Genomic DNA, 25,742 nt, shown 5'->3' with positions numbered 1-25,742 from the left:
TTACCTACCTAACAACCGTTAGGTAGATTTTTCTCACTCCAAGGTATGCCCATGAATTCGAAATTGCAGCTGTTTACGTCCCCTTCGGCTTTCCCCAATCCCCAGCGGCTGCGCTTATTCATTCATGAAAAAGGCATCGCCGACCAGTTTGATGAAATCATCTATGACATGGCCCCGGGAGGCGAGCAGCGCGGCTGGCGTCACCTGAACATGAATCCATGGGGTGAAACACCAACTCTCCAGCTGGCCGATGGTGGCTATATTTCCGAAACCCCGGCAATCGCTCGTTTTCTCGATCAGTCCTACCCTGGTCGCAAGATCATGGGCGATGGGGCTCTTGAGCAGGGACTCGACAATATGTGGGATAACCGCATATGGGTGCATATCCTCTATCGGATTGTTACGGCTTTCCACGTATTGCACACAGGACTCGGATTCAAGCTCGAACTGACCAAGAATGAGGCGTGGGGTGAGCACTGCCGCAAGGAGGCGCTTACACACGCGGCACTGGTTAATCGTCATTTGTCTGATGGTCGCGAATGGCTGCTCGGCGGCACTGAGCCCACGTTTTCCGATATAACGCTGGCTACCGCCATCGCATTCTCCAAGTTCCCCGTCAACGCTACCCCTCTGGATGAGCGTTTCGAACATCTGGACGCTTACTGGAAACGCTGGCAGAAACGGCCAGGCTTTCAGGCTGCTTATGCTGATCGCAGCAGCGGTATACCAGAACTGGATTCGCCCACTGTGTAATGTCCGCTCGTTAAACACTGAGCAATCGTCGAGACAGCGGCTGGATGGCAGTCTCGGCGTAAATACCTTGGGCGCGCTCGACGTTTGCCAGCCATGCAGACGTCAGGTAGATACTTTTTGCAGCCCGATCTTGCCTACCTGACAAATGTTAGTTTTTTTGCTTTACCATGCCCGGCTTCCTCGAAACTCGCCCGAAGTGCGAAAGGCACGACAATGAGCACCAACGCCCGAGAGGCCATACTCATGGCCGCCAGGAACATCGCCCAGTCACAGGGTTACAACGGACTGAATTTTCGCGATCTTGCTCATGAGGTCGGCATTAAGCCAGCCAGTATTTATTACCACTTTTCCAGCAAGGCCGATTTGGGTGTCGCTGTTGCCAAACGGTACTGGGAAGACGGCGCAGCTGCGCTCGAAACTATCTCTGAGCAAACCCCGAATCCTGTCGAAGCACTTCATCGTTTCCCCGAAATTTTTCGGCGCTCGCTTGAAGCTGGAAATCGCCTGTGCCTGTGCAGTTTCGTGGGGGCTGAAACCGATAATTTACCCACCGAAATGTCCCAAGAGATACAAGCGTTCACAGAGGTCAATGTTGACTGGTTGAGTAAGCTACTTGTCGCCGCACACGTCTGCGAGCCAGTTGATAGCGACGCGCGCGCGCGAGCTATTTTTTCTGCCGTGGCGGGCGCCCAGCTCATCGCAAGAAGCAGGTCAGACATCTCGCTTTTCGATACCCTGATCGACGCCTACCGAATGCATGGGCCGCTCCCGGCATAATTTAAAACCATCCGCCGGGTACCTCGGCAAGAGTCCGCATTCGTTCGAGACACTCTGCTCTGAAGATTTGGCATGCCGGAAGAAGCGGCGTCTGTAGCCCAATAAATTCGTTCATCGGCATACTCCGCGCGTTCCGATTCAACTTTGCGGATCTACGATCCTGAGCCAAGGCCAGCGAGCTTGATAACTTTTCGCCTTCTGATCGAACATATCCGGCTTGGGATTCTTTGGATTGATACGAAGTAGCCCTTGCTCGGTGTCTGCCAGGCCATTGGGAGCATAGATTTCGCCAGTTTCAACTTCCCAACCAATGCAGGTACCGGCAATCAGGTAGCGATCAATCCCTTCTTTAGCAGAATGAAGCTGGGGATAATCCCCGCCAAACCGCTGGTTGTACCACAGGTGAACGCGAGCCTGATTCTTGATCTCAATGTTAACTTCGAGATCCTGGAAGAGACGCTGAACAGAGCCGATGACCTTATTCTCGGCCTCCCAGGACAGATCATTGTCGAAGTAAAAAACGTCGTAATCCTTCACCCCCAGGCTGACGGCAGGCGAGCCTGATGATTCCAGAATGCTTGGAACAGGCAGCCAGCGGTGAGCATGCATTGATTCAAACCGAGTGAAGGCAAGCGTGAGATGATTTCAGCATTTATCGGATTGGCCATTGCTACCCTGGCAAACCTCTCGACAGTCAACGTCATTTTCATCCTTTTGGAATCAATCTAATCCTGGCGACCGGCAATACATCTTGGCCTTGTAAAACTCCGCCAAGGACAGCCTTTTTACACACTATGACTATGGGCCAAAACAGCCGCTCAAATAGGCAGGTCAGGCCGGCAGCGATCCTGTTTTCGCGAGCGACATAAGTCACCAGACAATAGGTTTGTCGTCCCACGCCCAGAAGGACCCGCTGTCGGCTGGTCCATGTACTCCTACCAGCTCAATAATGCGATCCGCCGAGAACGCCGGTTCGAACAGTTGGCCATCAGGCACGTTCGCCTGGAATGGCTGAGACAGATCCGTGTCCGTCGTGCCTGGGTGTATTGCCAGAACAGTGGAGGCAGGATTCAGGCGTTTCAATTCGATACTGGCTGTGTGCAGCAACTGGTTGAGCGCTGCTTTGCTGGCTCTGTAGCTGTACCAGCCGCCCAATCGATTATCGCCGATAGAGCCGACTCTGGCAGAGAGCGCCGCGAAGGTAGAAGGTTGTTTGCGCAATAACGGGAGCATGTATTTGAGCAAAAGGATTGGAGCAAACGTATTGGTCACAAAGCTTGCTTGCATGCCCGCAAGGGTCAACTGTGCCAGACCCTTTTCTGCTCTTGCGCCGTCCTGATGAAGAATGCCTAGCGTACTAATGACAAGGTGCAGATGATCACATCCTTCAAGTATCTCGCTCGCGAGTGCTTCAAGGGATTGCTCATTGCGCGCGTCGCAGTTGACCCGTTTCAGGCGGTCGCCATATTGCTCTGCAAGCTTTGCCAGTTCCAGGGAAGTGCTGGCTTCTCGCGCTACCGCCCATACCTGAGCCACATCATCGCGAGCAAGCAAAGCCGCGCAGAGTGCCAAACCGATACCTCGGCTGGCTCCGCATATCAGCACGTGAGCTTCGCTGTTCAGTTCGGGTATCAAACTCATAAGGCACCTTGAGGAGCGTGGTTACGCTGGTTGCTTTGTCACGATAAGCAGCATTTAGTCCAGAGACCGCAGAGAGTAGCAGTCGAAGCAAATGATGGGCAGCTTCTGGCTGATTGCTGTCTGTCGTAATGGGCAGTTATCGACCCGTTACAGCCATTCGTGCGGCAGTGTTCAAGTTTCGCTGTCATCCAATACCACTGGCGTCGCTGCCGACCCTGCCAGCAGACCTCCATCAATGTTGAACTCACTGCCGGTAATGTATGTAGCCTCATCGGTGGCCAATAACAGGGCCACAGCCGCCACTTCTTCGGGCATGCCAAATCTTCTGAGTGGAGTGTGTCGAACGAGTGCAGCCATTCGCTCTTCACGACCCGCATCAGCACCCAGCATGGGCTCCCACATGGGGGTGAGGATGGCGGCCGGGTGGATAGAGTTGCATCGAACTTTCAATCCTTGCTCGGCGCAGTAAAGCGCCACCGTCTTGGATGTCTTGCGTGATGCTGCCGCTAGGGGATGTCACAGGATTACCCCGCACTTGCAGAGAATCCTGACCTGCCGCGGCGCTGACCTGAGTCTGACGGATCGGTTGAAGGGGAGGGTTTTACTTGAGCTTCTGGACGTTATCGAAACTTGACTCGTAACGCGTCATGGTCACGCCACAGCCTTGCATCAACAGTGCAAGCAACGCAACCACCAGTAGGCTTCCTTTCACTGCGTTTCCTTGCTTGAGTTATTTGAGGGCGTGATTATCAGAAACCTCAAATTCAAGGGCAATGCTTGATGGCAGGCGTGACCTACATCCTCAGCGCGATAGCCTCGGCCACAAGGCACTCCAGTGCAAACTGCTCGGTATAGGTCATCTGAATCGGCGTGGTTTCGCCCTTGACGGTCCTTTCACCATCAAGAATGTAGCGAATACGTTTGTCAGTCACACCGATACGCTTGGCGATCCACAAGGGGGTTTGCCCGATGCGCGAGATCAGTTTGTCGGCGTATTCGGTTGAAGGGTTATAGAGTTCTGCGTTGGGTGTCATGGGGTGTCCAGATATAAGTCGGCGCTATGTAGATGGGGAGTATGCAGCACCGTGCGCTATTCGTCGCCAGTCGCCCGGCTCACTCCCGCAAGCAAGTGAGCAGCAGGCCGGGCAACACACGTCCACCATCAGCAACAATTACAACTTCACCCCCAATGTCACAAACGCACTACGTGGCGTCCCCACTTGAAGAATCTGCAAGTTGCCTGACGGGTCGGCAGCGGCGCTGGCGTCGGTGTTAAGGGTAGAGATGTAGCGCTTGTCGAACAGGTTGACCATGTTCAGCGAAACGGTGGTGTCCTTGAGGGCGCCGAGTTTGCCGAAGTCGTAACCCAGGTTGGCGTTTGCCAGCCAGTAGCCGCTGACGCTGGAGTCGTTGGTGTAGGTGTAATAGCGTTTGCTGACGTAATTGCCTTGCAGGCCGGCGTTCCAGTGTTCCCAGTTCCAGTCCAGGTTGCTTGAATACATCAGCTTCGGCGAGTCGACCACGGTTTTGTCTTTGACATGCACGGTGCTGCCTCCGCTGGAGTAATCATCATCGTAAGTGCTGCGGTTATAGGACATGGAGTTGCTCCAGCGCCAGTGTTCGTCGGGTGTCAGGCCGAATGACAGCTCCAGCCCTCGACTGGTGACCGAGCCGACGTTGGCCACGCCGTTCTGGCAGATCACGATCCCGGTGCAATTGGTGATAGCGACCAGGCGATTGTCGAACTTCGTGCTGTATACCGCCGCCGATGCCGAATACAGCTTCGTGCTGCGACGCAGGCCCAGTTCGACGGTTTTCGAGGTTTCGGGTTTCAGGTCCTTGAAGCCATTTTGCGCGTCTACGGCAGTCTGGGTGGTGAAGAACGGGCTGTAACCGCCGCTCGGAAAGGCTGCCATGTTTTCCGAGTAGGAAGTGAAGACCTCGTCGTCTTCGTCGAGCTTATAGGTCGCGCCCACCTGCGGCAGGAAGCGGTCCCGGGCTTCCAGTGAGCCATTGGCGTAACCGCCACCCTTGCCTTCGGCGGTAGATGTGGTGACCGTATTTTTCGCGCCGAACTCGAGTTTGAGGCGGTCATCGAGCAGAGTGTAGGTATCACGCAAGTAGAACTGTCGGGTCAGGTCGTTGTAACTCTGGTCCAGCACAGTAGCCGCCAGCGGCAGGCCGTTGGTTTTGACGATGTGGTTCTGCGGTGTCGCATTGGTGGTGTCGAACAGGTAACGAGCAATGTCGTTCTTGTTGGACTGAATCCAGAACCCGCCCTGAATTTCATGCTGGCCCAGATAGTAGGTCAGCGAGCTCTGGAACCCGGTTCTATCAATGCCGTACTGCGTGCTGCGAATCGAGTTGCTGGGCACCGTGTTAGCGCCGGTGGTGTAGATGAACGGATAATAAGAGTTGCCCCGGCCCGAGTCGTGATGGTGATAGACAGTGGCGTCGAGGACCAGATCATCGGTCAGCGAGAAGTTGCCATTGAGAATATCCAGCTCGTCGTCGCGCAGGCTGCTGGCGTTGTAGGTTGCATCGCCTGCGCTGGTTACACCACCGGTATAAATGCCGTTGGCAGCGTTGACTGCGCGGGGCCAGTCGGGTGTGTAATAGCTCCAGTTGTAGCCCAGTCGCTGGATAATGCTTTGCGACATGTTCGGCAAGTTGGCTTCGTCATGCGACGAGGTGCTGTGAAAGAAACTCACGCGGTTGTCGCCGAAGTTGTAATTGACCTTGGCGTTCACAGCATCGGACTTTTGCGGGTTGTTGTGGCCTTTCCAAGCGTCGGCATCGTATTTTTCTCCCGACACGTAAGCCGACAGGCCGTTGTATTCCCCTGTGTCGACCCGCATGAACGTGCGCGAAGTGTCGTAGCTGCCCATGGTCTGCGACAGCCGCGCGCCGAACTCTTTATCGGGGTTGGAACTGGTGAACTGGATAGTGCCGCCCAGGTCACTGTTTGACGCCGTGCCGAGCGAACCGATGCCGGGAGCCACTTCGCTGGCTGCAATGTTTTCCGCAATGATCGCTCGGGTAATGCTCAGGCCGTTGAAGTTGCCGAAGCTCATGTTGCCGAGTGTGACGCCGTCCAGTGTATAGCCCAGGTGGTGCATGTCGAAGCCGCGCAGGCTGATGCGCTGGCTGCCTTCTTCACGGCCCAGCGGGTCGCCGGACTGGAAGTTGACTCCCGGCAGGCGCTGCAGAACCTTCAGCGGGCTGGTGCCTGCGGAATAAGCCTTCACGTCTTTTTGTGTGACGCGTTGCACCTGACGGGTTTCGCCCTGGCCGATCACCGAGACGGTGCCCAGCGTCGTGGCTGTGGCATCGTCGCTGGCTGGCGGCGTGACAGCCACTGGCACATTGTCGTCGGCCCGAATGAACGGGCTGATCAGGCACAGTGAATTCAATGAAATCAGCAGCGCAAGACGCGTTACTGGAAATCGAGAGGCGCGCGGTATCGATCGAGTGTTCATGAAAGGTTTTCCTGGGGCGTCAGGGGGCCGCACTGGCGGCATGTGTCATTAGGGAGCGGCAGGTTTTATGTCAGGGGCTTTCGGTTACGACCGACAGGCGACTGATCCCGGCTTTCTGGACATCGGCCAACACCTGAGCGACTCGGCCATAGCCCGTCGCCTGGTCGGCGCGCAGGTTGATCGCGACGTCCGGATCCTTGTCGTGAAGGTTTTGCAGCGCGTCCGGCAGTTGTTCCAGCGCTACCGCTTCACTGTCGATAAACACGCCACCGCTGGCATCGACGCTCACCACTACCGGGCTGGCCTGATCCTGTGAGGGCGTGGCGACCGTTTGTGGCAGATCCAGCGGAATGGAATTATTGAGCAGCGGCGCGGTGATGATGAACGTCACCAGCAGCACCAGCATCACGTCCACCAGCGGCGTGATGTTGATGTCGCTGATTGCATCGTCATCACTGGAAGTTGAAAAGGACATGTCAGATCACTCCTTTCAGGTTGGGGACTGCCTTGTCGCGCTTCCCGGGTTGCAGCCGGAACGCGTTGCGTTGCGAGAGGTTGAGAAAGTCCACGGCGAACTCGTCCAGATCCGCGATCACCAGTTTCATGCGTCGTCCGAAAAAGTTGTAAGCCAGCACCGCAGGCACGGCGACTGCTATGCCGACGCCGGTCGCGACCAAGGCTTCGCCGATAGGCCCGGCGACCACAGCGATGCTGGCAGACTTGGCCTGGCTTATCGCAGTGAGCGCATGAATGATTCCGAACACGGTGCCGAACAAACCAATGAACGGCGCGGTGCTGCCGATAGAGGCGAGCAGGATCATGCCGCTTTCAAGATGACGTCGTTCCTTGTGGATCTGCTGGCGCAGGCTGCGCTCCAGCAGGTCCTGGCGATTCCAGCTGTGGCCAAGGTCTGGCGAGTCATGAGGCGCGGCGAGGGCTTGTGCGCCAGCATCGGTCAGGCGCGCCAGGCTGCCTTCGCCGTGGGGCAGCTGCAGTGCATTTTGCAAGTCGCGTGCGGCCCAGAACTGCGTGGCGTAACGTCGATTCTGCCGCGACAGTCGCCAGTGCTGGAACGTCTTGCCAAGCAACAGCGCCCAGGTCACCAGCGAGAAGATCACCAGCAGGATCATCGAGGTCTGGGTAATGATTACGGAGTAAGCGGTGTTCATGACGTAAGCCTCAGGGTGCGAGTTTGAAAGCCAGGGGCACGTTGACCCAGCCTTCGACCGGGGTGTCGCCGCGTTTGGCGGGAATAAAGGTCCACTGCCGAACAGCCGCTTGCGCGGCTTCATCCAGCGCTGGCACGCCGCTCGATTGCTGCACCTGTACCTGGTCGGCACGTCCGTTGGGCAGCACGTGGACGCGCAGCAGCGTCGTGCCTTCCTGGTGTCGGCGTGCGGCGGCGGGCGGGTACACCGGCGGCGGGTTATTCAGGTAACCCGCCCGGCCAATTGGCGCGGTAGTTGACTGCGTCGCAGCCGCGGCAGGCGCTGGCGCCGCTTTAGTCGCCGCAGGTGCGGGTGGCGCTGCGGAAGGGGCTTGCGCAACCGGTTTGGCCACGGCTTTTATCGGCGGTGATTTTGCTTGGGCCTTGGGCCTTGGCAGCTCGGCTGGCGCAGGTTTGGGAGGCGGCGTGGGCGCAGGGCGCGGCGCTTCTGGCTGAGCTACAGGTTCGGGCGGCTGCGGTGTCGGCTGGGCTGACGGCGGAGCAGGCGGAGTAGGCGGCGGCACCCATTGCACGGTGATCGGCATCGGTGGAGTCGGTTCGGGCGCTTGCGGATGATCGGCCGTCAGCCACAGCACCAGTGCCGCATGCAGCCCGAGCGCTGCCAGAATCGCCGATGTATTGCCCAGCCACGCTTTCGGAACGTTGCCTCCATGAGGCGGGACGAACAGCGAAGATGGCGCCACACAGCGCGTGCCGACAGGCGGTTCAGGCCAGGAGCGGCATTCATGCGGCGGCAGTCGGCGGGGCAGGATCAGCGTTGACATGGAATCGGCTCACCATCGAAAGAGTACGAACCCGCGACGTAACAATGCGGGCTCGTTTCAACTGGTGAGGATATTAATACTCATTGTGTGTATTAATTATGACCGCCTCCGTTCGATCCAATTTTCTTTCGCTTAATGCGAATGCCTTGGCGGCCCATTGCGGGCGATGATTCTCATGTGCAGGGTGGCCGGTTCCAGACAGCCGCCGGTGGACAACTGCCCGACCAACTGTCGGTAGAGTTCCTGCCAGGGCGTTTGTGACGGCGCCATTGACGGTGTCCAGGCTTGTCGACGTACTGCAAGTTCCTCGTCGTCTACCAGCAGGTTCACCGAACGGGCATTGAGGTCCACCCGCAAACGATCATTGGTGCGCAGCAATGCAAGGCCGCCACCGATGGCGGCCTCCGGAGACATGTTGAGTATTGACGGGCTTGCCGAGGTGCCGCTCTGGCGCCCATCACCCAGACAGGGCAGCGAGTCGATGCCGCGTTTGATCAGTGCGGCGGGTGGGTCCATGTTCACCACTTCAGCGCTGCCAGGGTAGCCGACGGGGCCTGCGCCACGGATTACCAGAATGCAGCGCTCGTCGATATCCAGCGTCGGATCATCAATGCGCGCGCGGTAATCCTCGGGCCCCTCGAACACGATAGCGCGCGCTTCAAAGCTGTTTTCGGCTCCGGGTTCGGACAGATAGGTTTTGCGGAAGGCCTCGCCGACGACTGACATTTTCATGATCGCGCTGTCGAAAAAGTTGCCGCTGAGCACGATAAACCCGGCACCGTATTTGAGCGGTTTGTCGTAGGGCAGGATGACTTCGGTGTTGCTGGTGACTGCCGTGCGGACAATGTCGCCTATGGATCGGCCGCTGACCGTGGCGCAGTCTTCATGCAGGCGCCCGGCTTTTTGCAGTTCGTGCATCACGGCAGGTACACCGCCTGCATGGTGAAAACCCTCGCCAAGGTATTTGCCGGCCGGCATGCAGTTGACCAGCAAGGGGACATCGACGCCGATACGCTGCCAGTCTTCCAGGCTCAGTTCGACGCCCATATGGCGGGCGATGGCGATCAGATGTGGCGGACAGTTGCTCGACGCACCCAGTGCCGAAGCGACAGCAATAGCGTTTTCGAACGCTTCTCGGGTCATGATCTGCGAAGGGCGGACGTCTTCCATTACCAGTTCACAAATGCGTTTGCCGGTGGCGTAGGCCATCTGCCCGCGTTCGCGATAAGGTGCAGGAATACTCGCGCAGCCGGGCAACGACATGCCCAAGGCTTCAGCGATCGCGTTCATCGACAGGGCGGTGCCCATAGTGTTGCAGTGGCCGATCGAAGGCGAGGCGGCGGTGGTCATTTCCATGAAGCCTTCGTAGTCGATCTCCTGAGTCGCCAGCAGCTTGCGCGCATGCCAAAGCACTGTGCCGGAGCCGATCAATTCGCCTTTGTGATGGCCGTCGAGCATCGGCCCGCCGGACAGCACAATGGACGGCAGGTCGGTAGTCGCGGCGGCCATCAGGCACGCGGGCGTTGTCTTGTCGCAACCGGTAGTCAGCACGACCCCGTCCAGCGGGTAGCCATGCAGAATCTCCACCAGCCCCAGGTACGCCAGGTTGCGATCCAGCGCAGCAGTCGGGCGACGGCTCTGTTCGGCAATCGGATGCACCGGGAACTCCATCGGGATGCCGCCCGCATCGCGAATGCCGGCCTTGACCCGTTGGGCCAGTTCGATGTGATGGCGATTACAGGGCGTCAGGTCGCTGCCGGTCTGGGCGATCCCGATGATCGGACGACCCGATTGCAGCTCACTGCGTGTCAATCCGTAATTCATGTAGCGCTCGACATACAGCGCAGTCAGGTCGGCATGCTCAGGGTCGTCGAACCATTGCTGGCTGCGCAGAGAGCGTTTGGGTGGCAGGCTCATGGGCGTGTTCTCTTGTTATGTGGTGAAGCCGGAATAGTGCGCAACGTCGCTTAGCGTTTCAGAAGGCCTCGGGCTGACAGGTTATGAAACAGCGCGCCGATCCCGAACGTCCACGGCGCGGCGGCATTGCTGTACGTCACCTCGTTGTGCAGGCTGCCGAGAAACGGGCTGCTGATGCGCACCAGATCGCCGGATTTGTGAGTGAAGCCAGCGCCAGGGTGATCGCGATCCTGGGTCGGGGCGAACAGCGTGCCAAGGAATAGCACCAGGCCGTCCGGGTACTGGTGACAGCCATTGAGGGTCTGCGCCACGATATCCAGCGGGTCGCGACTGATCTGATCCATCGAACTGGCCCCTTGCAGCCGGTAAGCATCGGTCCCCTCAACCGTCAGGTCGATCACGCAGTGGCGCACGTCATCAAGGCTGAAATGCTCGTCAAACAGCCGAATAAACGGGCCGATGGCGCATGAGGCGTTGTTGTCCTTGGCCTTGCCCAGCAACAGCGCGCTTCGTCCTTCGAAGTCACGAAGGTTCACGTCATTGCCCAGCGTCGCGCCTACAACATGACCGCGACTGTTGACCGCGAGCACCACTTCGGGCTCGGGGTTATTCCAGTGCGAATCCGGGTGAATGCCGATCGGGCTGGCGCTGCCAACGGCTGAAAGCACAGGGGCCTTGGTGAAAATCTCTGCGTCGGGGCCTATCCCGACTTCCAGGTATTGCGACCACATGCCTTTTTCGAGCAGCACCGCCTTCAGCAGCATAGCCTGCTCGGAGCCAGGCTTGACCGCGCGCAGGTTGTCGCCGATGACCTTGCGCACCGTCTCGCGGACACTGTCGGCAAGCGTTGCGTCGCCTCCGGCTTTTTCCTCGATGACTCGTTCGATCATGCTGGCGGCGAAGGTCACGCCGGCGGCCTTGATCACCTGTAAATCCAGTGGCGCCAGCAAGCTGGGGCGGTCACGGTTGGTGTGTACGCCACTGTTCGCCAGCAGCGCCGCAATGCTTGCGACAAAAGTACCCGAAGCGTTGCGCACAGCCTCGACTGGGGAGTCCTGCTCCAGCAATTCGCTGACCGTGGCGAAGTGCGCCGACAGGTCGAACACCCCATCAGCGCGCAGTACCACAGGCGAGGGGCCAGCCACATTGCCGGGGATCCAGGCGCGTCCGATAAGGGTGGCAGGCGAGCCATCGGTTGGCAGGGTGTTTTCAGGCGTAAGACGGATGGGCATAGCGAACGCTTCCTGGTCCATAAAAACTGCACGCTAGGTGGCTGCCTGGATAAACTCCAATGGCAAATATTCACTTATCGATAACCTGGCGTTATTGCTGCGCAGAGGGAACCCATGTCGGACCTGTCGTTTTCGAGCTTCTGTAACTGGTTGAAATATCGCCATCTGATTCTGATCGACACCCTCGGGCGTACCCAGAACATGCACCTTGCTGCGCAGCAGATGAACCTCAGCCAGCCTGCGCTGAGCAAGATGCTCAAGGAAATAGAGAGTCTGCTGGGTTTCGCGATTTTCGAGCGTTTGCCGCGCAGCATGGTGCCGACTTCACTGGGCGTGCAGGTGGTGCGTTACGCCCAGCTTGCCTTGAACGATGCGCGTACGTTCGTCGAACAGATCAACAACCTCAGCGCCGGTGGCCATGGACACCTCAAGGTCGGCGGCATCTTCGCTGCCACGGCGGTGGTGCTGCCCGAGGCCATCGTGCAGATCAAGGAACGGTGGCCGTTGCTGTCCATCGAGGTGGTCGAGCAGACCAGCGATCACCTGATGGAAATGCTGGAAGAGCGAACACTCGACTTGGCCATCGGCCGATTCACCGAAAAGGGCCAGCAGCAGCGTTATGATTTTCAGGCACTGGCGCCCGAACCGTTCAGTATCGTGGTCAACAGCCGTCATCCGTTGTGCGATGCAGGGCCGATGAGCTTGCAGCAATTGGTGGACTGGCCATGGATGCTGTATCCGAAAGGCACGCCGATACGCGGACGTATGGAAGCAGCATTTGCCGAGGCCGGTGTCGGCGTGCCGCGCAATACCATCGATACCATCTCGATGCAGACCTTCCTCAAGGTGCTGCAAAGCGGCCCGATGATCGGCATGTTGCCTGACGCGATGGTTGCACCTCATCTCGAAAGTGGGCTGCTCAGGACATTGCAAACGCAGATGCATCTGGTGCCGCAGTTCTACGGGATTCTGACCCGCAAGAGCGAGCCACTGACCGGCCCCGCTCAGGAATTTGCCAATATCCTGCTGGAAAACGCGCGTCTGGTTCAGGAAAAGCTAGCGCCAGGTTCATGAGGTAGAGCAATAACCGTGCGTTATCGATTAATCCAAAAATGCCATTGGGATTGAATCACTCCCTGACCTAGATTACTGGCCAGCACATGCAATGGGGCATTCAGTGATTTAGCTGTGTCTGCCCGCACGACCCACTCAATAAAAACAATGAGGCATGCCCGCATGCCAAGGGTTATTCACATGCAGACCAATGCCGAACCGCAGGGCTCCGACGCAGGATTTGAAGACCGCACTTATCGCAAGGTTATCTTGCGAACTCTGCCGATCCTGCTGCTGTGTTACATGGCCGCCTATCTGGACCGGGTCAATATCGGTTTCGCCAAGCTCGACATGCTCAACGATCTGCAATTCAGCAATACCGTCTATGCGCTGGGCGCGAGCATGTTCTTCTGGGGTTACTTTCTGTTTGAAGTACCCAGCAACCTGCTGTTGCACAGGCTTGGCGCGCGTTTCTGGATTGCCCGGATCATGTTCACCTGGGCACTGGTGTCCATTGCAGTCGCCTTCACCGTACCCCTCGCACAGTTCTTCCGCATTGAATCGAGCAGCATGTTCTACGTGCTGCGCTTTTTGCTGGGCATCTGTGAGGCAGGTTTCTTTCCCGGGGTCATTCTGTACCTCAACTACTGGTTTCCAACGCACCGTCAAAGCCGCGTGATGTCCGGTTTTCTGATGGCGCTGCCGGTCAGCCTCACGCTCGGCGGCATGCTGTCCGGCTGGCTGATGAACAGCATGAACGGCATACACGGCATGGCCGGATGGCAGTGGATGCTGATCATCGAGGGTATCCCGTCAATCATCATGGCGGTCGTGGTGATCGTTTACCTGTGTGACAACATCGACTCGGCCAAATGGTTGTCGGCACCTGAGAAAGCCATGCTCAAGGCCAATCTGGTCAGCGACAATCACGGCAAGGCCTCGCGCCTGAGCGAGGTGTTTTTCAACCCGCGCGTCTGGCTGCTGGTGTTGATTCTGCTGACATTCAACACCGGTTTTTATGGCCTTGCGTTCTGGATGCCGTCGATCATCAAAAGCGCAGGTATTGCCAATACCTTTCATATCGGTTTGTTGACCGCCATTCCCTACAGCATCGCCACCGTTGCCATGTTGCTCAATGCACGGCACTCCAATCGCACTGGCGAGCGGCGTCTGCACGCGGCAGTGCCCGCGTTCATTGGTGGCGTCGGTCTGATTCTGAGTGCTTACTTTGCTCACAATCTGGTGCTTTCGGTGCTGTTTCTCAGCGTGGCGGCGTCAGGGCTGCTCAGCCTGATGCCGATATTCTGGACGTTGCCGGGGACCGTGCTGTCAGGCGTTGCGGCAGCGGCCGGGATCGGGATGATCAATGCGATCGGCAACCTGTCCGGCTTCACGGGCTCTATGATCACTGCTGTCGCTGAGACCATGACGGGGGACATCAATAACGGCACATACGTGCTGGCCCTGTGCCTACTGGTCAGCGGCGGGTTGATTCTGTTGATCCCGCACAGCATGCTCGACAAGACCGGCGCTGCTCCGGCAATGGTTACTCCCACTCTTTCTGGCATGGAGAAAGTATGACCATGAGCGACAAACGAGTACTGATTACCGCGGCTGGCCAAGGTATCGGGCTGGCCAGTGCCAAGGCGTTCGTCGAGGCTGGCGCTGAGGTCATTGCAACTGATCTGGACCTGAGCAACCTGAGCGGTATAAGCGGACTGCAAGCCATTAAGCTGGACGTTACCTCGGCCCAGGCGATCCGCGAACTCAGCGAGCAGATCGGCCCGATCGATGTGCTGTTCAACTGCGCAGGCTATGTGCATTCCGGCACAATCCTGGAATGTGACGAAGCAGCCTGGCTGCACTCGATGGATCTCAATGTCACCGCCATGTACCGCATGATCCAGGCCTTTCTGCCGGGCATGCTGAGCCGCGGTGGCGGTTCGATCATCAACATGGCGTCGGTGGCGTCCAGCGTCAAAGGCGTGCCCAATCGCTTCGCCTACAGTGCCAGCAAGGCGGCGGTGATCGGGCTGACCAAATCGGTAGCTGCAGATTTCATTGGTCAAGGCATCCGTTGCAATGCTATTTGTCCAGGCACGGTGGATTCACCGTCTCTGCGAATGCGCATTGCCGCGCAGGCCAGACAGCAGGGCATTACCGAGGCACAGGTCTATCAGCAGTTTGTGGATCGACAGCCCATGGGACGTATCGGCAGCGTGGAGGAAATCGCGCAACTGGTTATTTATCTGGGCTCTGATGCCTCGTCCTACACCTCCGGTGCTGTGCATGTGATCGATGGTGGAATGAGCATCTGAACCCGTTTTTGCAGCCTCGACAGAAACAGGAGAACCCGATGAAATTGCTACGTTACGGTGAAAAAGGTGCTGAAAAGCCCGGCCTGCTGGATGCAAGCAACCAGATCCGCGATCTCTCCGCGCACATCAAAGATGTCGCAGGCGATGCGTTGAGCCCAGCCAGCCTGGCTAGCCTTGCGGCACTTGACCCTGCAAGCCTGCCGCTGGTGCCGGGTCAACCGCGTATCGGCGCCTGCGTCGGGCAGGTCGGCAAGTTCGTCTGCATCGGCCTGAACTACGCCGACCACGCTGCCGAATCCAATATGGAAATCCCGAAAGAGCCGATCATATTCAATAAATGGACCAGCGCCATCTGCGGCCCGAACGATGACGTCCAGATCCCGCGTGGCTCGCTCAAGACCGACTGGGAAGTGGAAATGGGCGTCGTGATAGGCAAGGGCGGGCGTAACATCGACGAAGCCAATGCAATGGAGCACGTCGCTGGCTACTGCGTGATCAATGATGTGTCCGAGCGCGAATGGCAGCTCGAGCGCGGCGGCACATGGGACAAGGGCAAGGGCTTCGATACCTTCGGCCCGCTTGGCCCTTGGCTGGTGACCCGCGATGAGATCGCCGACCCTCACTCGCTTGACCTGTGGCTTGAGGTCGATGGCCATCGCTACCAGCAGGGCAATACCCGCACGCTGATTTTCTCGGTGCCGCAATTGATCGCTTACCTGAGCCGGTGCATGAGCCTGCAACCGGGTGATGTGATCTCGACGGGCACGCCACCTGGCGTCGGCCTTGGCGTCAAACCCGAGCCCGTGTTCCTGCGTGCCGGGCAGCGTATCCGCCTGGGCATCGCCGGGTTGGGCGAGCAGAATCAGTTGACCGTTCAGGCCGACTGATTCTGTGTGAGAGGGGAGTCGGCAATCGACTCCCTGTTGTACGCAGGGCTTCAGCTCTGCAGAAACGTCAGCAAATCCTCGTTCAGTTGTTGCGCATGGGTCACTGCAAAACCATGCGGAGCGCCAGGATAAACCTTCAGCACGGCGCCCTTGATCATCTCGGCAGCCCGCTTGCCCGACGCCTCGAATGGCACGACCTGGTCACCATCGCCATGAATCACCAGGGTCGGCACATCGATTTTGGCCATGTCCGGACGGAAGTCTGTGGCGGAAAACGCCGTAACGCAATCCAGCGTGCCCTTGAGTGAGGCGAGCAGGGCGATGTTCAGGGTTTGGGTCTGAACGCCTTCAGAAACTTCCTGACCTTTATTCAGGCCGTAGAACGGTGTCGCAAAGTCACTGATGAACTGGGCGCGGTCCTTCATCAGGCCGTCCTTTATGCCATCGAAAACGGATGCGTCGACACCTTCAGGGTTGTCTTCGGTCTTGAGAAAAAACGGCGTGACGGAGCCCAGCAAGGCGAGCCTGGCGACTCGTTCGCTGCCATGCCTGGCAATGTAGCGCGTCACGTCGCCGCCGCCCATGGAGAAGCCGACCAGCGTTACGTCGCGCAGGTCGAGGTGCTCGATCAGCTCAGCGATATCGTCAGCAAAGGTGTCGTAATCGTAACCGCTCCACGGCTGGCTCGAACGGCCAAAGCCGCGCCGGTCAAAGGCGATGGTGCGGTAGCCTTTGCTGCTGAGGTGCTCCATCTGGTATTCCCACATGTCGCCATCCAGCGGCCAGCCGTGGCTGAACAGCACCGGTGTGCCCGTGCCCCAGTCCTTGTAATAGATATCGGTGCCATCTTTGGTCTTGAACGTGCTCATGCCGATTCCTCTCGTTTCAGATGATCTGGCTTGCCAGTCAGGTTGCCACGTGTCGAGCCTGTTGACTGTACGCATGCAGATGTTACGGCTCTCGTCTTTTCCGGCATTTGGCCTGTTGCATAGTTCAGTCCGAATGTCCGAGAGGCATGCCTGACTCGTGCTGCAGAGCGCTCCGCTGAAACATCGGCTCATTGTATTTCCCTGTGCAAACCGAACTTGCCGGGCAAACAGGAATCAGTTCCTTGGGTTGAGGCTTCCTGAACCTGAACATTGAAGGAGAAAACGGCGTGGCGTCTCAGCTGAAAATCTTGATCCTGTCGGGTCTGTTGTTATTCGCAGGCAGCTTCAACCTTCAGGCGGCCGATGTACCCGCACTGCCAATGGGCGCTGCGGTGCCCGCCGATGACAAGGCGGCGGACAAGGCCGACAGCAAGGCAGCCGACAAAGCGCCCGCCAAGCCGGACGACAAGGCCGCAGCCAAACCGGATGCAGCGTCAGACGCTGCTGCAGACCCCGCCGCCGCTGACCCGGCTGCCGAACTTCTGGTACAGGGCGGTTTGCTCGGCGCTATCAGTACCAGCATTGATGACGTGCAGGAAAAGCTTAATCTGGATGACAACCTGTTCGACGCCTGGCGATTGCGTGCCGACCGTGCAGCCGACGAACTGGAAAAGCTGGTCAACAAGCGCACCACGCGTTCGCCCTGGAGCGTGGTCGGCGACTTCCTGGCCTTGTCGTTCGTGTGGATGGGGGCGTTCGCGGTTCTGACGACATTGGGTCGCTTTCTCGCCGTTCGCTTGTGCAAAACCCCCTTCATGCAGGTTCGCGAGCGCAGTCAGGCGCTGCTCAAATACGTCTTGCCGTTTACTTTGCCAGCCATCATCTGCCTGCCACTGACCCTCTATGTCAGCCACTTCATGCCGTCCTCGGTCGGTCGCGCCCTGGCGCTGTGTTTTGCCTACGCCACCAGCAGCGGCATCGTTTCCACGTCAGTGCTGCTGTGCGTGATCGTGATGTTCAACGCAGGGCACAAGCGCGCTGCGGTGCGCATGATTCGCCGTTATTCACCCAAGCCGTTGTTCGTGGTGGGCTTTCTGGCAGCGCTGAGCGATGCGCTGACCAGCCCGCAGATCGCCCGGCAACTGGGCAGCAACGTCACCACCAGTGTTGCGGTGTTCACCGGCCTGTTCGCGTCGGTGGTGTTCTGCATGCTGATCATCAAAGTGCGTCGGCCAGTGTCGCATCTGATCCGTAACCGGTCGCTGAGCAGCCGCTTGCAGCGGCCTGCACTGCAACAGTCGCTGAAGATATTCTCCAACCTGTGGCACCTGCCTATCCTGCTGATGATTCTGGTCTCGGCGATCAACCTCATCGGCGCCGGTGAAGACAGCCAGGAGGCGCTGCGTTGCGCGCTGTTCACCACCATATTGCTGATTGCCACGGTTTTCCTCAGTACCGTGTTCCAGCACCTTTTCAAACCCGCCGAATCCCTCGGGCGCGGCGGGCATGTGTACAAGGCGCGCTTGCTGAGCCTTGTGTACGCCGTGTTGCGTATCGCACTGGCGCTCACCTTCATCGAAGTGCTGGGGCGTATCTGGGGGTTCTCGATGTTTGAGTTCGCCCAGCGCAATACGCTGGGTCGGGTGATCAGCGATTCACTGAGCAGTATCGGGCTGATCTTTGTGGTCACCTGGCTGCTGTGGGTGGTGCTGGACACTGCGATTCAGGAAGCCCTCAAACCACCGATCAATCATCGCAGCGGTCGTCAGCCCAGTACGCGGATCAAGACCATCCTGCCGTTGCTGCGCAATGCGGTAAAAATCATTCTGGTGGTGATCTGCGCGATCACCACCATGGCCAATCTGGGGATCAACGTCGCGCCACTGCTGGCGGGTGCCGGTGTTGTCGGCCTGGCGATCGGTTTTGGCTCGCAGCAATTGGTTCAGGATGTGATCACCGGCCTGTTCATCATCATCGAAGACACGTTCTCGGTGGGCGACTGGGTGGTGCTGAGTACCGGCCATTCGGGGTCCGTGGAAAGCCTCACCATCCGCACCGTGCGTCTGCGTGACGGCAAGGGCTTCGTCCACTCGGTGCCGTTCGGGCAGATCAAGGCGGTCACTAACCAGTCACGCCAGTTCGCCTATGCGTTCTTCTCGGTGCAGTTCACCTACGACTCGGACATCGATGACGCGCTGGCGCTGATCCGCGAAACCGGTCAGTCGATCAGCGAAGACATCCTGCTCAAGCACAACCTGCAAGGCCCGCTGGAAGTGTTCGGGGTCGATCGCATGGACCTGAATGGCGTGGTGCTGACCGCGCAGTTCCGCACCTCGTCAGGCGGGCAGTATGCGGTCGGGCGTGCGTTCAATGAGCGCCTCAAGCGGCTTGTGGACAAGAACCCCAACGTGCGCTTCGCGCAGACTTATCCACAGATGGTCATGGGGCCGGGCTTCAATAATCCTCAGGCTGGCGTTGAAGCCGAAGGGCCGCCGGCGCCATCGGACCCTGCCGTCGCTACGCCATCTGCGCCGACACCTGCGCCGCTCGGTCTGCCCAAAGGCAATGCATGAGGCCAAGGCGCTGCAACGTGTTGTTGTAGCGCCATCGCCCAGCCAGACTGCGCAACTGTTGGGGGTTGGCAGCCAACGTGTTATGTTTGCAGGCGTTTTTCAATTGTTTGTTTGATTACCTGATTCCGAGCCTGCTGACTCTATGCGAATGCGCCTTATGCTGTTGGGCGGCGGGAATGCCCTCGGGCAGGCGCTGATTCGTCTGGGTGCCGAGGAAGACATTGGCTTCCTCGCACCACGTCCACCGCAAGACGGCTGGGACGTGGCGAGCCTCACGCAACTGCTTGACGACACCCGTCCCGATGCCTTGATCAACCTTGCTTACTACTTCGACTGGTTTCAGGCAGAGGTGGTCAGCGAAGCGCGTCTGACTCACCAGGAACGCTCTGTCGAGCGTCTGGCCGAACTGTGTCAGCACCACAACATCACTCTGGTACAGCCTTCCAGCTACCGTGTGTTCGATGGCTCGCGTGCGACCGCCTACAGCGAAAAGGACGAGCCAGTGCCGTTGGGCCTGCGTGGCCAGGCGCTGTGGCGTATCGAACAAAGCGTGCGCGCGACCTGCCCGCAACATGTGCTGGTGCGTTTCGGCTGGCTGCTGGACGACAGCGCCGACGGCGTATTGGGTCGCTTTCTGTCGCGCGCCAAAGAGCCTGGCGAAATACTGCTGGCCGATGATCGACGTGGCAATCCGACGCCCGTCGATGATGCTGCGCGAGTGCTTATTTCGGTGGTCAAGCAACTCGATTGCGAAGCGCCGCTGTGGGGCACTTACCACTATGCCGGGCACGAGGCGACCACGCCATTGGCGCTAGGACAGGCAGTGCTCACCGAGGCGCGTATTGCGCATCCGCTGGCCATCGAGTCGCCTACCGCGCAGGCCCACGCCGCGCGCCCCGATGCAGCCGAAGAGCCGCAGCACGCGGTCCTCGCCTGCAAGAAGATTCTCCACACTTTCGGCATCAAGCCTCGCGCCTGGCGGGCCGGCTTGCCAAGCCTGCTGGATCGGTATTATCGACATGTCTGACGCTCCTGTTCTGATCACCGGGGGGGCTGGCTTCATCGGCTCGCACCTGACCGACGCATTGCTCGCCAGCGGGCACAGCGTGCGCATTCTCGACAACCTTTCGGCGGGCAAACGCAGCAATCTTCCGCTCGACAACCCTCGGGTCGAACTGATCGAGGGAGACGTGGCAGACGCCGCACTGGTCAAGCGTGCCGCACAGGGCTGCCGGGCAGTCGTACACCTTGCTGCCGTAGCCTCGGTGCAAGCGTCAGTCGATGACCCCGTACGTACCCATCAGAGCAACTTCATCGGGACGCTGAATGTATGCGAAGCGATGCGCGAAGCCGGCATCAAACGTGTGATCTTCGCCTCCAGCGCGGCGGTCTACGGCAATAACGGCGAAGGCGATGCTATCACCGAGGACACCGTCAAAGCGCCGCTGACCCCTTATGCGTCGGACAAGCTGGCCAGCGAGTTCTACCTGGATTTCTATCGCCGCCAGCATGGTCTGGAGCCAGTGATCTTTCGCTTCTTCAACATCTTCGGCCCGCGCCAGGATCCATCTTCGCCATATTCCGGGGTGATCAGCATCTTTGCCGAGCGTATCCAGAACGGTTTGCCGATTGTCGTGTTTGGCGATGGCGAGCAAACGCGCGACTTTTTCTACGTAGGGGATCTGCTCAAGCTGCTGCTGCAGGCCCTGTCGCGGGAAAGTGCGATTGAAGGTGCGATCAACGTGGGTCTGAACAACACCACCTCGCTCAATGAGCTGCTGTCGGCGCTCTCGCAAGTGGTCGGCAAGCAGCCGGAAGTCAGCTACCAGGCGCCGCGCTCGGGCGACATAAAACACTCCCGCGCCAGCAACCGGCGTTTGCTGGAGCACTTCACGGTGGATGAGCCGACACCCTTGCATCGCGGCCTTGAGCTGTTGATAGGGCAGTGAATCCGGCGTTCAGCGTTACACACACACACACACACACACATCTGGTTGATTACTAAAAACGACAAAGGCACCCGCTGAGGGTGCCTTTGTGTTTGTGGCGCTTGAAACTGTGCAGGTCAGAACTTGTAACCCACGCCCACCATGTACACCCACGGGTCGATATCCACATCCACTTTGGTCTTGCCGACAGCCAGCGCAGAAGGCCCGTCGACGGTAGCTTTGGTGTCTATATCGACGTACCAGACCGAGGCGTTGACCAGAACGTTTTCGGTGATCATGTAGTCCATGCCCAACTGTGCGGCCAGGCCTACCGAGTCCTTGAGCTTGAGGTCACTGAAACCCTGATTCTTGCGGTCGCCGGTCAGGTCGGTGTCGAAGAACGTGGTGTAGTTGATACCCACGCCCGCGTAAGGCTGGAATCTGGACGAGGGTTCCATGGGGTAGTACTGCAGCGACAGGGTGGGCGGCAGTTGTTTGATGTCCGCCAGCTTGCCATCCAGTCCAGGGCCCAGGCCTTTGACCGATACGGTGTGGCTGAATGGCGTGGCGGCCAGCAGCTCGATGCCGACATGTTGAGTCAGCATGTAAGCGAAGGTCAGGCCCAGCTGGTTTTCGCCATCGACAGTGGCTTTGGTGCCGGAAACCTTGGCGCCGTCGAGCCTGACTTCGCTGCTGTCTTCGTTAGGCTGGACGTGCGCGACACCGGCACGGACGATGAAATCGCCTTTTTCGTAGGCGTGTGCCGCAACCGGGGCAGTGATGGCGAGCGCGACAAGGGACGCGCTTAGCAGGTGCTTGTTCATGGAGGCTCCAGAGATCAGTCAAAATTTATGGGCGTAATGTTAAAGCGCTGTCGAGCGGCGGCTTTGACTCAGCTCAATGAAATCGCTGGGAACCTCGTCATCCTCATGAATCCGGCAACTCGTAGACAAGGATCTTGTCTGCCTGCATCTGATAACCCGCTTCTGCCAGTTCGCTGCTAGACGACTTGGCCTGCATCGGTCCTTCGATCCAGTACGGCTGATACAGCTCATCGACCTTCACGCCCAGCTCACTCGTGACATGCACGATCTGGTTCGCTGGTGGCGGCGGCACATGGATGCAGGCACCGAAATACGGCACCAGCAAAAACTCCGTCACTCTGCCTTCTTCACTGACCTCGAGCGGCACGATGTAGCCCGGCAAACGCACCATTTGTCCATCCAGTGCCTTGACCACCGGCGCATGCGGTGCCAATTGATGGGCCGCAGGCGCTGCCTCCATGGCCAGTGCATCGGACAGCTTGGACATATCGTGTATGGGAGCCGTTACCGGCTTCACCACAGGTGCATCGGGCGGAATCATGTCATTCCAGGTCAGTATCCGCGGCTCGGCGGCCCACAGTTGAGTGGTCACCGAGAGCAGCAGAGTGAGTAGCATGCGCCGCATCATGAAGGTCCTCATAAACGAATCGACAGTCCATCGGCCAGTGACTGCCTGTAGGCTCGCCAGGCTGGCACGGTTCCCATCAACAGCGCGCAACCGAGAATGCCACCCAGTAAAGTCCATTCATATTGGCCAGGTGGCATAGACGAGAGGTACAGGCCGTAGTTGTCCAGTACGTAGTCACGTGCCGCAAAAATGCCGATATAGAGCAGTGCAAGGCCGCTGATGACACCGGCCAGAGCGAGTGCGAAGGCCTCGAGTATAAGCAGGCTTGCGACGTGCCAGGGACGCGCGCCGACCGAGCGTAGAATCGCCATTTCCCGGCGTCGCTCGTTGAGGCTGGTGAGAATCGCGGTGAGCATGCCGATCAGGCCGGTCAGCACCACAAACAGAGAAATCACGAACAGCGCTTTCTCGGCGGTGCCCATCAAGCCCCACAGTTCTTGCAACGCCACACCTGGGAGAATCGCCAGCATGGGTTCGCCTCGGTATTCATTGATCTCGCGTTGCAGGCTGAACGTCGAAATCTTGCTGTTCAGGCCCAGCATGAATGCAGTAATTGCGGTGGGTGTCAGGTCCATGTTGCGCGCCTGATCGGCCGAGATTCGCTCATTGCCGCGTGCCGGAGCGCCGTTATGCCAATCGATGTGAATGGCCTCCATGCCGCCCAGGCTGATGTGCAGTGTGCGGTCAACCGGCGTGCCGGTCGGTTTGAGAATGCCGACCACAGTGAACGGCTTGTCGTCATGCTTGACCAGGCTGATCGCCGCCACACCGTGCGCCAGTACCAGCTTGTCGCCCAGCTTGTAATGAAGCGCCTTGGCCACTTCAGAGCCCAGCACCACTTCGAACGGGTCGGTGTTGAACTCGCGCCCATCGGCCATCTGCAAGTGCTGCTGGCGGCCGAATTGATAGTGTTCGAAGTACGAGGCATTGGTGCCCATTACCCGATAGCCGCGGTGCGAATCGCCGAGGGAGATCGGGATTGCCCATTTGACCTGCTTGTTCTCGGCAAAATGCTCGAAGCTGTCCCAGCGAATATTATTGGTGGCGTTGCCGATGCGGAACACCGAATACAGCAATAAGTTGATGGAGCCGGAACGTGCGCCGACGATCAGGTCGGTGCCGCTGATGGTGCTGGCGAAACTGGAACGGGCTTCGGTGCGCACGCGCTCGACGCCGAGCAACAGGCAAACCGAGAGAGCGATGGCGAAGGCGGTGAGAAACGCAGTGAAGCGGCGATTGGCGAGGCTGGCGAGCGCCAGACGAAACAGATACATCTCAAATCTCCACGGCAACGGCGGCGCGATTCAGGTCGCTCAGCGACAGGTTGCGATCAAACAAGGGCGCCAGGCTCTGGTCATGACTGACGAACAACAGGCTGGCCCCGGCTTCGCGGCATTCGGCGAACAACAGGCGAATGAACGCCTCGCGCGAATCGGCATCCAGCGCAGAGGTGGGCTCGTCGGCAATCACCAGCTCCGGCTGACCGATCAACGCCCGTGCGGCGGCCACACGTTGCTGCTGGCCGATGGACAGGGAATCGGCGCGGCGGGCGAGCAGTGCCGGATCTTTCAAGCCTAGATGGGCGAGCAGGGTAGTGGTGGCTTTTTCAACGCTGCCGTGACGTTGCCTGGCGCGTTCTGCACGGACGTTGGAAAAGTGGCAAGGCAGCTCGACGTTCTCCCGGACCGACAAAAAGGGCAGCAGGTTGAACTGCTGGAAGATGTAGCCGGTGTGATCGACACGGAAGCGATCACGGGCTGCCGACGACAGGCTCGATAACTCCTGATTCAGTAGTTTGATGCTGCCACTGACGGGTTTTTGAACGCCGCCCAGCAGGCCCAGCAATGTGGTTTTGCCGCTGCCACTGGGGCCTTTGAGGAACAGGGTTTCGCCGGTTTCCAGACGAAACGCCGGGATGTCCAGCAACTGCGGTTGGCCTGGCCAGTTGAAGGTCAGGTCCGACAGCTCGATCAGTGCTTGGGTCATGGCTGACTCACGCTCGGTTGGAAATTAAAAGACCGGGCCAGGCCCGGTCGTTGTGCCGCAAAGTGCGATCAGAACTTCAGCGTAGGGTTGGCCGCTATCACTTCCGCGCCCGACTGGCCGCCTGGCGAGATCAGTTGTACCTGAAGCTTCTTGGTGTCGGGGAAGGTTTTGAAGATTTGCGACAGGTCGAGCTTCTTCAAAACGGACGGTGCGTCGCAGACGAACTTGTAGTGACCATGAATTTCACTGTGCTCATGATGATCTGCGTCGCCTGCTGCGGCGTGTTCCTCGTGGTCATCATCCTTGTCGCCAAACAGCGGGCTTTCCAGCTTCACCGAGGTGGCCGAGCAGTTGGCTGCATCGGCAATGCTGAACAGTGCGTTGGGCTTGAGCAGCAACTCACGTGCCTTGGCCACTTTGGCCTTGTCTTCGGCAGAGGTTGCCACGTGCTCGAAGCCCACGATATTCATGGCCGGGCTGTCAAACTCGAACTCCAGCGTCTTGCCTTCCAGCACCACGTCCAGACGCCCTACGCCGTGCTCATGGGCGCCAAGGCTGCCATGTTCCTCACCATGGTCGTGGTCATGATCGTGTTCTTCTGCCGCATGAGCGGCAACGAGTGGCAGCAGGGCGAAAGGCAAAGCGAGTAGCAGGCGGCGCATAGCGAACTCCGGAACAATATTCAAAAAACTGTTATGTGATCTTATAACAAGTGTCGATGTGGGTGGACGTGTTTTTATCCTGGGCGTGGCCTGACGAGCCTCTTTGGGGGCTGAGTTGTTGGTGCTGACTGGAATACCTTGCCCAGTGCTTATGCAGAAGTAGTCTCACACTTTGCGTCATCAAGTCCTACTCTGGAAGATGAAAGTCTCTACACCTGCGCCG

Annotated in this window: 23 protein-coding genes and 3 pseudogenes; 9 read left to right on the top strand and 17 right to left on the bottom strand. The window is 58.6% G+C overall.

Features of this window, described 5'->3' with window-relative positions; all coding sequences use genetic code 11:
- The first annotated feature begins 51 nt into the window (after positions 1-51).
- Complete coding sequence (locus POR16_RS21830; protein WP_005887134.1) at positions 52-753, top strand: glutathione S-transferase family protein; 702 nt, start codon at positions 52-54, stop codon at positions 751-753.
- Positions 754-966: 213 nt separating this feature from the next.
- Positions 967-1,530, top strand: coding sequence for a TetR/AcrR family transcriptional regulator (locus tag POR16_RS21825; RefSeq protein ID WP_005887136.1), 564 nt, complete (start codon positions 967-969; stop codon positions 1,528-1,530).
- Between the two features lie 138 nt (positions 1,531-1,668).
- On the opposite strand, the pseudogene POR16_RS21820 reads toward POR16_RS21825, so the two are convergent.
- From POR16_RS21820 to POR16_RS21770, 11 genes and pseudogenes are all read right to left on the bottom strand, one after another.
- A pseudogene (locus POR16_RS21820) lies at positions 1,669-2,234 on the bottom strand (nucleotidyltransferase family protein).
- A 166-nt stretch (positions 2,235-2,400) separates the two neighbouring features.
- Positions 2,401-3,171, bottom strand: a complete 771-nt coding sequence (locus POR16_RS21815) for an SDR family NAD(P)-dependent oxidoreductase (RefSeq protein ID WP_005887139.1) — start codon at positions 3,169-3,171, stop codon at positions 2,401-2,403.
- 171 nt (positions 3,172-3,342) lie between these two features.
- Positions 3,343-3,675: pseudogene (locus POR16_RS21810) on the bottom strand (SDR family oxidoreductase); the annotation flags it as partial.
- A pseudogene (locus POR16_RS21805) lies at positions 3,650-3,883 on the bottom strand (hypothetical protein); the annotation flags it as partial. The pseudogenes POR16_RS21805 and POR16_RS21810, both read right to left, overlap by 26 nt.
- An 82-nt stretch (positions 3,884-3,965) precedes the next feature.
- Positions 3,966-4,205 carry a hypothetical protein gene (locus POR16_RS21800; RefSeq protein ID WP_005887145.1) on the bottom strand — a complete coding sequence of 80 codons (240 nt, stop codon included), beginning with the start codon at positions 4,203-4,205 and terminating at the stop codon, positions 3,966-3,968.
- Between the two features lie 138 nt (positions 4,206-4,343).
- Positions 4,344-6,650 carry a TonB-dependent receptor gene (locus POR16_RS21795; RefSeq protein ID WP_005887147.1) on the bottom strand — a complete coding sequence of 769 codons (2,307 nt, stop codon included), beginning with the start codon at positions 6,648-6,650 and terminating at the stop codon, positions 4,344-4,346.
- 70 nt (positions 6,651-6,720) lie between these two features.
- Positions 6,721-7,125: an ExbD/TolR family protein gene (locus POR16_RS21790; RefSeq protein WP_005887149.1), complete on the bottom strand. Its 405-nt coding sequence runs from the start codon at positions 7,123-7,125 to the stop codon at positions 6,721-6,723.
- A 1-nt stretch (position 7,126) separates the two neighbouring features.
- Positions 7,127-7,819 (bottom strand): MotA/TolQ/ExbB proton channel family protein, encoded by a 693-nt coding sequence (locus POR16_RS21785; protein ID WP_005887151.1) that lies wholly within the window; start codon positions 7,817-7,819, stop codon positions 7,127-7,129.
- Between the two features lie 10 nt (positions 7,820-7,829).
- A complete protein-coding gene (locus POR16_RS21780; RefSeq protein ID WP_005887153.1) occupies positions 7,830-8,642 on the bottom strand; it encodes an energy transducer TonB in 813 nt (270 codons plus the stop codon).
- Between the two features lie 132 nt (positions 8,643-8,774).
- A complete protein-coding gene (locus tag POR16_RS21775; RefSeq protein WP_005887155.1) occupies positions 8,775-10,559 on the bottom strand; it encodes an IlvD/Edd family dehydratase in 1,785 nt (594 codons plus the stop codon).
- Between the two features lie 50 nt (positions 10,560-10,609).
- Complete coding sequence (locus POR16_RS21770) at positions 10,610-11,791, bottom strand: fumarylacetoacetate hydrolase family protein (RefSeq protein WP_005887157.1); 1,182 nt, start codon at positions 11,789-11,791, stop codon at positions 10,610-10,612.
- A 114-nt stretch (positions 11,792-11,905) separates the two neighbouring features.
- Here POR16_RS21770 and POR16_RS21765 point away from each other — a divergent pair, with 114 nt between their 5' ends.
- From POR16_RS21765 to POR16_RS21750, 4 genes are all read left to right on the top strand, one after another.
- Positions 11,906-12,865, top strand: coding sequence for a LysR family transcriptional regulator (locus POR16_RS21765; protein ID WP_005887159.1), 960 nt, complete (start codon positions 11,906-11,908; stop codon positions 12,863-12,865).
- Between the two features lie 162 nt (positions 12,866-13,027).
- A complete protein-coding gene (locus POR16_RS21760; protein ID WP_122381223.1) occupies positions 13,028-14,425 on the top strand; it encodes an MFS transporter in 1,398 nt (465 codons plus the stop codon).
- Complete coding sequence (locus POR16_RS21755) at positions 14,422-15,162, top strand: SDR family oxidoreductase (RefSeq protein ID WP_005887164.1); 741 nt, start codon at positions 14,422-14,424, stop codon at positions 15,160-15,162. The genes POR16_RS21760 and POR16_RS21755 overlap by 4 nt, the downstream gene beginning before the upstream one ends.
- 38 nt (positions 15,163-15,200) lie before the next feature.
- A complete protein-coding gene (locus POR16_RS21750; protein WP_053932321.1) occupies positions 15,201-16,049 on the top strand; it encodes an ureidoglycolate lyase in 849 nt (282 codons plus the stop codon).
- A 50-nt stretch (positions 16,050-16,099) separates the two neighbouring features.
- On the opposite strand, the gene POR16_RS21745 is transcribed toward POR16_RS21750, so the two are convergent.
- Complete coding sequence (locus POR16_RS21745) at positions 16,100-16,918, bottom strand: alpha/beta fold hydrolase (RefSeq protein WP_005887170.1); 819 nt, start codon at positions 16,916-16,918, stop codon at positions 16,100-16,102.
- 287 nt (positions 16,919-17,205) lie between these two features.
- Between POR16_RS21745 and POR16_RS21740 the strand changes: the two genes are divergently transcribed.
- The 3 genes from POR16_RS21740 (at position 17,206) to POR16_RS21730 (ending at position 21,440) form a co-directional block, all read left to right on the top strand.
- Positions 17,206-19,491 (top strand): mechanosensitive ion channel family protein, encoded by a 2,286-nt coding sequence (locus tag POR16_RS21740; protein WP_005887173.1) that lies wholly within the window; start codon positions 17,206-17,208, stop codon positions 19,489-19,491.
- A gap of 142 nt (positions 19,492-19,633) precedes the next feature.
- Positions 19,634-20,518, top strand: a complete 885-nt coding sequence (locus tag POR16_RS21735) for a sugar nucleotide-binding protein (protein ID WP_032618329.1) — start codon at positions 19,634-19,636, stop codon at positions 20,516-20,518.
- Positions 20,511-21,440 carry an NAD-dependent epimerase/dehydratase family protein gene (locus POR16_RS21730; protein WP_005887177.1) on the top strand — a complete coding sequence of 310 codons (930 nt, stop codon included), beginning with the start codon at positions 20,511-20,513 and terminating at the stop codon, positions 21,438-21,440. The genes POR16_RS21735 and POR16_RS21730 overlap by 8 nt, the downstream gene beginning before the upstream one ends.
- A 116-nt stretch (positions 21,441-21,556) precedes the next feature.
- On the opposite strand, the gene POR16_RS21725 is transcribed toward POR16_RS21730, so the two are convergent.
- The 5 genes from POR16_RS21725 to POR16_RS21705 form a co-directional block, all read right to left on the bottom strand.
- Positions 21,557-22,243 carry an OmpW/AlkL family protein gene (locus POR16_RS21725; protein ID WP_005887179.1) on the bottom strand — a complete coding sequence of 229 codons (687 nt, stop codon included), beginning with the start codon at positions 22,241-22,243 and terminating at the stop codon, positions 21,557-21,559.
- 103 nt (positions 22,244-22,346) lie between these two features.
- Complete coding sequence (locus POR16_RS21720; RefSeq protein WP_024669001.1) at positions 22,347-22,871, bottom strand: DUF3299 domain-containing protein; 525 nt, start codon at positions 22,869-22,871, stop codon at positions 22,347-22,349.
- Positions 22,872-22,879: 8 nt separating this feature from the next.
- Complete coding sequence (locus POR16_RS21715) at positions 22,880-24,145, bottom strand: ABC transporter permease (RefSeq protein ID WP_005887183.1); 1,266 nt, start codon at positions 24,143-24,145, stop codon at positions 22,880-22,882.
- Position 24,146: 1 nt separating this feature from the next.
- Complete coding sequence (locus POR16_RS21710; protein ID WP_005887185.1) at positions 24,147-24,857, bottom strand: ABC transporter ATP-binding protein; 711 nt, start codon at positions 24,855-24,857, stop codon at positions 24,147-24,149.
- 68 nt (positions 24,858-24,925) lie between these two features.
- Complete coding sequence (locus tag POR16_RS21705) at positions 24,926-25,519, bottom strand: DUF2796 domain-containing protein (protein WP_005887187.1); 594 nt, start codon at positions 25,517-25,519, stop codon at positions 24,926-24,928.
- Positions 25,520-25,742 lie beyond the last annotated feature (223 nt).

This window comes from Pseudomonas coronafaciens pv. oryzae str. 1_6, assembly GCF_000156995.2.
GTDB lineage: Bacteria > Pseudomonadota > Gammaproteobacteria > Pseudomonadales > Pseudomonadaceae > Aquipseudomonas > Aquipseudomonas tremae.
Note: the sequence above shows the minus strand (reverse complement) of the source record. Positions and strands in the feature narration are given on the sequence as shown.